Origin of the sequence: Parabacteroides sp. CH2-D42-20, from assembly GCF_003670185.1 — a bacterium.
Taxonomy (GTDB): Bacteria; Bacteroidota; Bacteroidia; order Bacteroidales; family Tannerellaceae; genus Parabacteroides; species Parabacteroides distasonis.
This window is the reverse complement of record NZ_RAYG01000031.1, coordinates 35,042-46,433: the sequence shown is the minus strand read 5'-3', so window position 1 is coordinate 46,433 and position 11,392 is coordinate 35,042. Positions and strand designations below refer to the sequence as shown.

Below are 11,392 nucleotides of genomic sequence, written 5' to 3'. Positions count from 1 at the left end.
TCCGGAGGTGGAATTAAAAAGATATACTATGTTTAGATTAGAAGATATGAAGAAATATATAATCCTGTCGTTACTCTGCGGATGCTTATCCGTGAATGCCCAGACCATGGTTCCGCTTACGTATCGGCAATATATGGAGCGGGTTGCGGAAGGCAACCTTGAGTATGCGTCGGAGAAATTGAATGTGCCGGCCGCTAAGGCTGAGGTAACGGTGGCAAAGGTGTTTAACGATCCGAACCTTTCCGTGTCTTATTTCAATAATGAGAATAATTCCTTGCAAATGGGAGAAGGTGTTGAAGTAGAACTGAGCAAAACTTTCTCTTTTGGAAAACGGGGTGCGAATATCTCATTGGCACGTAGCGAGAGTGAGTTGACCGAGGCTTTGTTGGCCGATTATTTCCGGAATCTCCGGGCAGACGCTACGATTGCTTATATGGAAGCCTTGAAGCAACATGAGTTGTATAAGGTAAAGGAGAATGCCTATGAGAATATCCGGACATTGGCGGAGAGCGACAGTATCCGTTTCTCATTGGGGCAAATCCGTGAGGTGGATGCTACGCAGAGCCGGGTAGAGGCCGGGGTCTTACGAAACGAGTTGTTGCAAGCCGGAGCGGAATTAAAGAATGCTTTCTCGAACTTAAACTTCTTGACGGGGACTTTCAGTACGGATACTTTATTTCACCCAGAGGCTGAGTTACGTACGGAGCCTCGGGATTTTATCCTTGCCGACTTAATCACGGCGGCAAGCGAGGGGCGTACGGATTTGGTAGCCGCCTTAAAAAACAAGGAAGTGGCCGCTAGAGCCTTGAAAGTAGCTCGCCGGGAGCGGAATACGGATGTGGATTTGTCTATCGCCGTAAGCCGTAACGCCCGGGTTTATAATGAGGAAGCCCCGGCACCTCCTTTTACCGGAGTGACGGCAGGTATCACTGTTCCTTTGAAATTCTCTAATTTCAATAAGGGAACGGTTCGTGCCGCTCGTTATCGGGAGCAACAGGCGGAAGCGCAATATAAGCAGGCTCTTTTGCAAGTACAGACGGAGGTGATGCAGGCATATCGTAATTATCAATCTTTCGCCGAGCAAGTCAATCATTATCAGGATGGGCTTTTAAGGCAAGCCCGTGAGGTGATGGATGGCAAGATTTACAGCTATAATAGGGGGGAAGTCTCTTTGTTGGAAGTCTTGGACGCCCAGCGTACTTACGATGAAGTACAAGCTCAGTATATTGAGACGCTGTTTAATTACAGCTCAGCCTTGGTCGAATTAGAACGTTCGGCGGGTATTTGGGATATTGAGATCTGATCATCTCCTAAGAGTGTAAGTTTTTATAATCGGGCGTTGGTAACGTAGACTTTACAAATAGATGTTTTTCTGTGAAACCAACGTCCGGTTATAATACTTTTGATATAGCTGTTTTTTTATTTGAAAAAAGATATTTATTTATTGGGGGGTTGCCTGCAATCGAAAACGACTACAATGTGGATGAAATCATCATTTTCTATACAATACAATATTTTGTAATGGCTTGTTTCATCTCATCGATTCAAAAAACTTATTCATCTCTTCTTCCTCTATATAAAGTCCCTTCTCATAGTTTTCTTCAGATTCAGCTATCATAGATTCTAATTCTTCTACCGATGGCGTCCAAGGGTAGTTCGTTGCCTTTTTGGAAGTAGGAGAGCACAAACGTTTTATATAGGTCTCCACTTTCGATAATCTTTCCTCATCCATGCCTTTTATCAAGTCATAGAGATATTCTTTCCGTAAATTTAATTCCATCGTTGTCATAAGATTTGTTTTTTAGGTTTCTTAAACTAGATAAAGATAGCGTATATATTTGGATATTATGTATTTTTGCATCTAAAAAATGAGCGCATGATATTCTACTTTACAGGGACAGGAAACTCCCGTTGGGTTGCGGAAGCGTTAGGGACGGCTTTCGATGAGCCGTTGGTTTCCATTGCCGATGCGTTGAATGAGGGTAAGAATGCTTATCCATTGGGGGAGAGGGAGAAAGTGTTTTTTGTGTTCCCTGTCCATTCTTGGGGGCCGGCTGTATTGGTGCCCCGCTTTATTTCCCGGTTGATCCTGTCCGGATATAAGGGGCAAGAGGTTTATTTCGTCTGTACTTGTGGTGATGATTGTGGATATACGGATCGGATCATGCGGAGCATCTTGGCGAGGCGGGGAATTGCCGTAACCGGAGGATTCTCTGTACAAATGCCGAACAATTATGTCTTGATGCCCGGCTTCGACGTGGATAGTAAGATGGTAGAGACTGAGAAACTGGAAAAAGCGCCGGAACGTGTAGGCGAGATCGTAGAGGCGATCCGGCAGAAGAGAAATCCCTCTTTGTATTATGCGGGAAGTGTCCCTCTTTTGAAGAGCTATATGGTCTATCCGTTGTTCACTCACTTTGCGATAGGCGGCAACCGATTTTATGCTACGGATGCCTGTATCTCTTGCGGAATCTGTGCGAAGGTCTGTCCGACCGGTACGATTTCCCTGTCGGGTGACGGAAAACCGGAATGGGCCGATTCTTGCGTTCAGTGTGTTGCCTGCATTCATCGTTGCCCGGTGCGTGCGATAGAATATGGTAAGATCTCGTTGAAAAAGGGACGTTATCATCACCCTGGGTTTAAGTAATCAATAAATAGAATAGAGAAATGAAGCAATTTTGTATGATGGCGCTTGCCGGCCTTTTGGTGGTTGGTTGCCAAGAAGTTCCAAAAGGATATGTTATCAATGGTGAGGTAGAGAATATGCCCGACGGTAAAATTTACTTGAAGTCATTCCGTAATAAAATGTTCTTTGACGTGGATACGGCGGAGATCAAAGATGGGAAATTCACCTTTAAAGGTGAGGTAGATCAGCCTTTACTATTCGGTTTGGCAACCGAGAGCATGAACTATCCGGTTCAACTTTTCTTGGAGAATACGGATATGAATGTCAAGATCGGGAATGACGGGGAGACTATTACCGTACAGAATTCACCGGTGAATGATGTCTTTCAAGAAAATGCGGAGAAGGTATTTGAGGAAGGGTATGATATTGACAGTTTGATTTCGAAATATCCAGATTCTCCGGCGGCGTCGTTCTATCTATATCGTTATTTTACCTACCAATTATCTTTGGATGATTTGAAGGCGACTCGTGCGAAGATTTCCCCGGTATTGGTGAATAGTCCTTATGTGAAGGACTTGGACGGTATTATCAAACAATTAGAACACGTACAGATCGGACAAGTCGCTCCGGAGTTTTCCTTGCCGGATACTGCAGGAGTTTCTGTGTCATTGTCGGACTTTAGGGGAAAATATGTGTTATTGGATTTTTGGGCCTCTTGGTGTCCCCCGTGTCGCAAGGAAAACCCTAACGTGGTAAATGCCTTCCAGCAATATAAGGATAAGAACTTTACGATCGTAGGTATATCCTTGGACAAGGATAAGGCTAAATGGCAGAAAGCGATCGCAGACGATCATCTGACTTGGGCTCACGTTTCCGACTTGAAATATTGGGATTCTGAGATCCCTGCTCTTTATGGGGTACGAGGTATTCCGGCAAATGTGTTATTGGATCCGAATGGGGTGATCATCGCCAAGAATATCACTGGAGAAGACTTACAGAATACCTTGAAGGAAGTGATTAAATAAGGATACGTTACTGCAACCCGCCTTGCAGTAGTGCTGCAAAGCCGTTGCAGTAGTATAAACAAAGGGAGTGTATTGGATTAAGCCTAATACACTCCCTTTGTTATGGATAAGTTATGACTTTTCTTTATTTAAGCGGAATAAGGGTAAAGCCCCAGTTGTATTCCCGGTTTGCGGGTAATGTATAAGCTGGTTCCGGACGTGAACCCCAGCTATCATAACCTGCTACACCTTGTTGTTTCAAGTCGACGCAAACCTCAACGAAGTCGCGAGGCGTGATATCGTTGATATGATGCTGGCGACGTAATACGTTCTTTGCTGCGGCTTCATCATGGTTCGCTACTTGCTCTGGTGTGAAATTACTCCATTGACGGGGTAGCCCAGTTGCTTCCTCGTCATCGAAATCCTCTATGGAATTACGCAAAGCGTTAAATCCAATCGTATTATCCGCTTGGATCAACAAGCCTTTCTTGCCGGTACTAAGTGATACCCAACGAGTGTCGGTATGATGACCGTTTTCCTGCGGGCGTACATATGGGAAATATAATTCCTCGGCTGTAGATTTATATAAGCCGATCATACTACCGGCGTTTCTGTCCAAGTAGTTCTCAGCAGGTCCCCGTCCGAAATATTCCACTTGATTCATACTTGCCGGTAAGCGGAAGCGAACACCGATACGAGGAACGTTTAGTTTGGAGGCCTCTTTACGGGCGGCGTCACGTCCCGGAGTGAAGGTTGCCGTGCGAGTAGCTTCCGATACCTCGGTTTGGGCGGCATCCATATCCGTGGATGTGAAACGGGCGGCCACATTTACGGCTCCGCTTGGATAGATCGTATAATTAACAATGTATAGATTTCCTGCCGGCAATAAATAGTTCACGTTAACCACGGCGTTATTGCCATCCATAGTGACGGTAGCGTCTGTCACGTTGAAGTTCTTGCTGCTTTCCTTCCAGACTTGCAAGCGTTTTGGCATACCGTTTCCGTAATCGTTATCGGTCGGCGCACGCCAGAAGTTCGGTTGGATACCGAAACCCTCGCTGAAATATTCCGTACCATCCACTTTATAAGAAGTAACGATTCCTGTCTTCCTGTTAAACACGAAGTTTACCTTTGAGGAGGATGCCGATAAGTTATCTCCATTGGTTGAAACCGTTAATTTAGGGCCGCTGGTCTTAAACGTCTTCTTGGGGTTTTCGATCGGTAAGCGGAATTGATCGCAAGCGATTTCGTGTCCGATAGGGATTAACGGCTCTTTTTCTACGGTCGTTACGTTGAAGTTTACGAAATATTCCGTACCGGCTTGTGGCTTTAAGTTGCCTACGGGAACCGTAAATTCCTTAGAAGCTTGCGGTTCTATGTCCAAAGAGACTTTACCGGAGCGTACAACTTTATTATTGGCTGTTACGCTATAGTGGACCATATATTTCTTTAGGTTCGTGAAATAAAAACGGTTCGTGACGCGGAATAAACCGTTCGCTAAATCGATCGCCTCAAACCCGATATTTTGATGGGCGTATTTAACCTCTGCCATAGCGGGATGCGGGGTACGATCTGGGTTTACTATACCGTTGCAAAGGAAGTTTCCGTCACTAGGGGCGTTTACTCCATAGTCACCACCATAGGTATAATATTCACGTCCATTCTTATCTTTTTCCAAGATACCTTGGTCCACCCAGTCCCAGATAAATCCGCCTTGCAGGTTCGGGTATTTATAGATCGCTTTCCATTGATCCCATAAGTTACCGGAAGAGTTACCCATCGCATGTGAATACTCCGAAGGAGCTACCGGACGATCACTACCCTTACGTCCGATTTCCTCTAGCCATTCAGCGCTTGGGTATTGAGGTACGTACATATCCGTATTCCATTCCCAAAGAGCACGTTCGTAGTTCACCGGACGATTCATGCTATTTATTTCCTTGTCTTTCAGATATAAATAAGTTTGATAGAAGTTGTATCCGTTTCCAGCCTCGTTTCCGAGTGACCAGAAAGTAACGCTCGGATAATTCTTGTTTCGTTCGTACATATTCATCGTACGGTCCATATGCGGGATCAGCCATTCCGGATTATTACCCAAAGTGCCGCCTTTTTTCAGGCTGTAATACATACCGTGAGACTCGATATTCGCCTCATCGTAAACATACAATCCGTATTCGTCGCAGAGTTCATAGAATTTACGGTCTTGCGGATAGTGGCATAGGCGGACAGCGTTGATATTGTTTTGCTTCATCAGCTCGAAATCCTTACGCATGAGTTCCTCGGTAACGTAATGTCCGGTTTCCGGGTTATGCTCATGGATATTGACTCCCTTGAACTTCACCGGTTGTCCGTTGAATAATAAGACCGTATAAGGTTTTCCGTTTTCCGCTACTTGGTCGATTTGCTTCATCTCGAACCGGCGGAAACCAACGTTGAATGGAACTACCTCGATTACCTTACCCTCTTCTTTTATCGTCATCAATAATTTGTATAGATTCGGGTGCTCGGCACTCCAAGGGGCTACGTTCTTTAAATCATACTCAAAAGATGCTGTTTGAGGACTTGCAGGACTTACCCATATATCATTAGCCTCGGAGACCATAAGATTACCTTTTGCGTCCAAAAGCTCATATCCGACATTTAAGTTTTTTGTTTCTTGGGTATGATTCTTTAAGTCTACCGCCAGTTTGAAGATTCCATTCGTATACGTATCGTCCAAAGTTGAGACGACACGGAAATCTTGAATACTGGCCTTGGGTTGAGACCAAAGGAATACGTCACGTTCGATACCGCTCATTCTCCAGAAATCCTGACATTCCAAATAAGAACCGGTGCTCCAACGGAATATCTTTAATGTAAGCACATTCTTTCCGGGTTGCAGGTATTTATTGATCAGGAACTCGGCGGGATTTTTGGAATCCTCGCTATAACCCACTTCTTTCCCGTTTAAATATACGTAAAGGCCGGATTTAGCTCCGCCGATGTGTAAATAAATATCCCGGTTATCCCAACTTGCGGGTATCTCGATGTCTCTGCGGTATACGCCAACCGGATTCGCTTCCGGCAATAACGGAGGTTGGGGATTTCTTGGTTTAAATTCGTAACCATGATTCGTATAAATGGCTACGCCATGCCCTTGTACTTCCCAGTTTCCGGGAACGGTTATATCATCCCATGAAGAGGTATTAACGGAAGGATCTGTGATATTTTGAGGAAGATCTTTGTAAGAGTCGACAAAGAAAAATTTCCAAGTACCGTTTAATAGGGAATAGTACGGGCTTTTCTCAAATCGAGAGGTGAGGGCGGTTTCCCGGTCCGCATAACTCATGAAAGAGCTTCTGGGTTTTTCCTTGTTTACGGCTACCACTTGGATGTCTTGCCAATAAGGTTTTGCAGGTTGGGGTGAAGAACCGCCCGCATAAGCCATTCCGGAAATAAGGCAACCTAATGCTCCGGAAAGCATCATTTTTTTGATAGAGTTCATATTCATCGTATTTTATTTAGATTAGCACTGGGGAATTGAGAATTGAAAATTAGAAGTGACTCTACATAATTTTCAATTCTCAATTTTCAATTATTTAGCTGCATAGTAAGAATATCCGTTAGCTACTTGCTGGAATGCTAAAACCCCAGATTGGCTTAACTCGACATTCATTTCTTTTCCGTCCGGTAGGTACATGACAACTTCGTCATTGCCATTGAATTTTAACAATTTTGTGCTTTCACCGTCAGCCTCTACATTCCAGCTTTGATCTGCTTCGTTGAAAACTAAGTCAAGCGCTTTCTCGTCGCCTTCCTTTTGGATATGGTATCCGTCAACTTTTGTTTCTACGGTATAAACGCCGTCTTTACCATCGATTGTTTTAACGTTACCTACATCTGCTACAGGATTACTTCCGCTCCAAAATTCGATAGAGTTGATCACAAGGACATCAGCCAAAGCGGAAATTTCGTAAACCGGGACAATCCAGAAAGCAATGAACACTAGCTCATTAACAAACTTACTGTCGATGCTTCTATTCCACGTTAAAAGTTTGTTTGTTAAACCAAAAGATCCTATACAGGACGAAAATAGGATACTGCTTGCCACCGTAGTCGCTAGTAATAAAGTTAAGCTTTTCTTTTTCATAATTTAATAATTAGTTATTACAAGGGACGAAGATAACAACTTTTTCATGATAAATAGTGGTTATAAAGGAATAAATGGAATAAGTGCCTTAATATTAATCAGGCTTCTATAAGTACGTAGTTCTGGCGGAACTCCGTTTATTACTCATATACACTAACTTCATGTTTGAATTTCAAACCATATACCTCTTTGATGTCCATAGCTCCATACTAAAAAAGATTATGGTTGAAAAGATTGTTTGTTAAATATTTTAATAATTAGGTGGTGTCGTTTTAGATTCGTATGCGAAAAATTAGTCTTTTTTGTTTTATAATTAAAAATAGTGCTATATTTGCTGCGTCTAATGATTATAAGTTCCGCCAGAACGATGAAGAAGTGCTTTCATGGTAGTTAACCGAGGATTTATAATTATACATTAATGATTTAGAAGAGTGAATATTATAAGAAACGAGATCTAAAATAGTATGCCTTAAGTCTTATAATAGTAACAGCTATTTAATAAACAAAAAACGATTCTTATGTTGAAAATTGTAAGACCTGTCAGTTTTGTTCTATTGTCTGCAGCGTTTTGTTCCGGAGGTGTGGTTCATGCTTCTGATCGTGCGGCGATAATTCCGAGGGTAGGTATTTCCCAGCAAGAAGGTAGTTTGAAGGGAACGGTTAGTGACAGTTTTGGCCCTGTGGCTGGAGCGTCAATAGTTGTAAAAGGTACTACGAATGGTACTGTAACCGACATGAATGGTAATTTCGTGTTGGATGTGAAGAAAGGGGATGTGATCCAAGTATCCTTTATCGGTTATCTAACTCAAGAATTCAAATATAATGGAGAGCCTTCCATCAATGTATCCTTGCAGGAAGATACCCAGAAATTAGATGAGGTGATCGTTGTCGGTTATGGTACGCAACAGAAGGCGAACTTGTCGGGAGCGGTAGCCCAATTGGATAGCAAGGAGTTGACAAGCCGTCCTATCTCCAACGTGTCTTCCGGTCTTCAAGGTATGATGCCGGGTGTAACCGTTACCTCGGGTCAAGGCCGTCCGGGACAGGATGGTAGTACGATCCGTATCCGTGGTGTCGGTACTTTGAACTCTGCCAGCCCATATATCTTGATCGATGGTATCGAGAGTGGCTCCATGAATGATATCGATCCGAATGATATTGAGAGTATTTCTGTATTGAAAGACGCTTCTTCCGCCGCTATTTACGGTTCGAAGGCTTCTAATGGTGTTATCTTGATCACGACAAAACGTGGTAAGACGGGTGCTCCTCGTATCTCTTATAACGGATATGTGGGTGCCTCGAAAGCTACTTCCATGATTGATCGTGTCAGCTCAGCCGATTACGCACGTTTGTGGAATCGTTTCGAGCCGGGACGTTATAGTGACGAGGACATCCGGATGTTTGAGGATGGCTCTGATCCTTACGGACATCCTAATACGGACTGGAATGATGAGGCTTATCGGACAGGTTTGTTGCATAAGCACAATGTTAGTATTACAGGAGGTGCGGAGAACGTGAAGTATATGGCTTCGGCCGGATATTTAGGGCAGACGGGTATCCTTCCTAACTCAGATCGTAAACAGTTTAACGGACGTACGAATCTGGATATGCAGTTGACGAAGAAACTGGCTGTTCGGATGAACATGTCTTTTATCAAGAATGACTTCTCGGATCCGAATGCTAGCTATTATGGTGGTTCTTCCGACCAGATTATCCGTCAATTGAATATTATTAGTCCGATGATTCCTGTCAAGGATAAGGATGGCAAATACGGACAAACTAACGATGGTAACCCTATCGCATGGTTGGATTCCGGGCAGACGGTGGATAATTGTAACCAGAATTTTACGGGGGCACTTTCTGTTGATTATGATATTATTGATGGGCTGAAGGCTACTGTGACGGGTGCCTATGTGAACGAGGACCAACGTCATACGGAGCGAGTTCTGAGCATACCGGATGATCCGGCATCTGCGTCTCGTACCACTTCCTTGGTTGAACGTTTCGTGAATTGGAAACGTTATAATTTCGATGCTTTGCTGAATTACAGCAAGAACTTTGGTCAGCATGGCTTGAAAGTGATGGTAGGTTATCATGCGGAGAAGTATGAGGTTAGCAAGAATCAGATGCAGAGGAATAATTTCCCGAGTAATAGCCTGAATGATATGGATGCCGGTGGGGCTTCTACACAAACAAATGATGGTTTGAGCCGAGAGCTTGCCATGCTTTCCTATTTTGGGCGTATTAATTATGATTTTGCGGGAAAATATTTATTAGAGGCAAACTTCCGTGCGGATGCTTCCTCTCGTTTTGCTCCGGGACATCGTTGGGGATATTTCCCTTCTTTCTCCGGTGCTTGGCGTATCAGCGAGGAGGAGTTTATGGAAAGTACGCATGATTGGTTGAGCAGTTTGAAGATTCGTGCTTCTTGGGGTATGTTAGGTAATCAAGACGCCTTGAATAAATCGAACCCTTGGGAGAACCAATATTATCCTTGGATGCAGACTTATAATTTGGATGGTAATTATCCTATAGGAGGCAACTTGACGACGGGATATTATCAGAAAGCCTATCGTATCGAGGATTTGTCATGGGAGAAATCTACGACTTGGGGTATTGGCTTGGATGCGGTTATTAATCATGTGACTTTCACGTTTGATTACTATGATCGCAAGACTACGGATATCATCATGGAGGTACCGGTCCCGACAGAGTTTGGCTTGGATCCTTATTTCGATAACGTGGGTTCTATGCGTAACCGAGGTGTCGAGGTACAGCTAGGTTATAACAATAAGTGGAATGACTGGTCATTGAATGTGATGGGAAATATGGCCTATAATAAGAACAAGATCGAGGATTTAGGAGGTGTAGACCGTATGACAAATCCTGATGACGGTGATTTGTGGCGTTTTGTTGGAAAGCCAATCGATTCTTACTATGTATATAAGGCTGATGGCTTTTTCCAATCTGATGCGGAGGCACAGCAATGGATGGATACCTATAAAGGAAAAGACGGCTACCCGTTCGGACAGGATTTCCAAGCCGGTGATTTACGTTATGTAGATACGAATGGAGATGGAAAGCTGGATGCGGATGACCGTGTATTGTCTAAGACTATCAATCCAGTTGTTACATTTGGTTTGAACTTGAATGTAGGCTATAAAGCATTTGACTTGACTTTGAACTTCACCGGTGCGGCTAATGTAGGCCGTGCGTTTACGAAAGAAGCGTTTGGTGAGTTCTCGGGTAGTGCCGGACATCCTTCTACTGCATGGCTGGATAGCTGGACACCGGAAAATACCAATGCAAGTATGCCGCGTGTAGCGGAGTCTAGAAAATCTCCGAGTGAGGCTTCTAACGTGATGTCTGATTTCTGGGTAATTAATACCAGTTACCTGCGTCTGAAGACATTGCAATTAGGATATACGCTTCCAAAGAGTGTGCTGAACGCTATCGGTTTGTCGAATGTACGTGTTTATTATTCTGCGGAGAATTTGTTTACGATAGATTCTATGCCATTGAACGTAGACCCGGAGACTATTAGTTCCCGTTTGTCTAGCTACCCATTAGTGATGACAAATTCTTTTGGCGTAAATGTGACATTCTAATTAGTTAAGACCATTTAAATAGAAG

7 protein-coding genes are annotated in these 11,392 nt (G+C 43.6%); 4 read left to right on the top strand and 3 right to left on the bottom strand.

Annotated elements, in window-relative coordinates; genetic code table 11:
- Positions 1–28: 28 nt before the first annotated feature.
- Entirely contained in the window at positions 29–1,303 is a 1,275-nt protein-coding gene (locus tag D7V92_RS17485) for a TolC family protein (protein ID WP_121773393.1), read from the top strand.
- Positions 1,304–1,531: 228 nt separating this feature from the next.
- Here D7V92_RS17485 and D7V92_RS17480 read toward each other — a convergent pair whose 3' ends face one another.
- Positions 1,532–1,789 (bottom strand): hypothetical protein, encoded by a 258-nt coding sequence (locus D7V92_RS17480; protein WP_009276550.1) that lies wholly within the window; start codon positions 1,787–1,789, stop codon positions 1,532–1,534.
- An 87-nt stretch (positions 1,790–1,876) separates the two neighbouring features.
- On the opposite strand from D7V92_RS17480, the gene D7V92_RS17475 reads away from it, so the two are divergent.
- On the top strand, positions 1,877–2,647 hold the full coding sequence (locus tag D7V92_RS17475) for an EFR1 family ferrodoxin (RefSeq protein ID WP_005861724.1): 771 nt from the start codon (positions 1,877–1,879) through the stop codon (positions 2,645–2,647).
- 20 nt (positions 2,648–2,667) lie between these two features.
- Positions 2,668–3,651, top strand: coding sequence for a TlpA disulfide reductase family protein (locus D7V92_RS17470; protein ID WP_121773392.1), 984 nt, complete (start codon positions 2,668–2,670; stop codon positions 3,649–3,651).
- 124 nt (positions 3,652–3,775) lie between these two features.
- On the opposite strand, the gene D7V92_RS17465 is transcribed toward D7V92_RS17470, so the two are convergent.
- Positions 3,776–7,114: a glycoside hydrolase family 2 TIM barrel-domain containing protein gene (locus D7V92_RS17465; RefSeq protein ID WP_370036546.1), complete on the bottom strand. Its 3,339-nt coding sequence runs from the start codon at positions 7,112–7,114 to the stop codon at positions 3,776–3,778.
- A gap of 90 nt (positions 7,115–7,204) precedes the next feature.
- Positions 7,205–7,759 carry a DUF3332 domain-containing protein gene (locus D7V92_RS17460; protein WP_005865883.1) on the bottom strand — a complete coding sequence of 185 codons (555 nt, stop codon included), beginning with the start codon at positions 7,757–7,759 and terminating at the stop codon, positions 7,205–7,207.
- Between the two features lie 518 nt (positions 7,760–8,277).
- Between D7V92_RS17460 and D7V92_RS17455 the strand changes: the two genes are divergently transcribed.
- On the top strand, positions 8,278–11,367 hold the full coding sequence (locus D7V92_RS17455) for a TonB-dependent receptor (RefSeq protein WP_121773391.1): 3,090 nt from the start codon (positions 8,278–8,280) through the stop codon (positions 11,365–11,367).
- Positions 11,368–11,392: the final 25 nt, after the last annotated feature.

Bases quoted from the DNA above. Each gene is read 5' to 3' on its own strand.
- D7V92_RS17485 (WP_121773393.1), top strand. From the start codon at position 29: ATGTTTAGATTAGAAGATATGAAGAAATATATAATCCTGTCGTTACTC.
- D7V92_RS17480 (WP_009276550.1), bottom strand. From the start codon at position 1,789: ATGACAACGATGGAATTAAATTTACGGAAAGAATATCTCTATGACTTG.
- D7V92_RS17475 (WP_005861724.1), top strand. From the start codon at position 1,877: ATGATATTCTACTTTACAGGGACAGGAAACTCCCGTTGGGTTGCGGAA.
- D7V92_RS17470 (WP_121773392.1), top strand. From the start codon at position 2,668: ATGAAGCAATTTTGTATGATGGCGCTTGCCGGCCTTTTGGTGGTTGGT.
- D7V92_RS17465 (WP_370036546.1), bottom strand. From the start codon at position 7,114: ATGAACTCTATCAAAAAAATGATGCTTTCCGGAGCATTAGGTTGCCTT.
- D7V92_RS17460 (WP_005865883.1), bottom strand. From the start codon at position 7,759: ATGAAAAAGAAAAGCTTAACTTTATTACTAGCGACTACGGTGGCAAGC.
- D7V92_RS17455 (WP_121773391.1), top strand. From the start codon at position 8,278: ATGTTGAAAATTGTAAGACCTGTCAGTTTTGTTCTATTGTCTGCAGCG.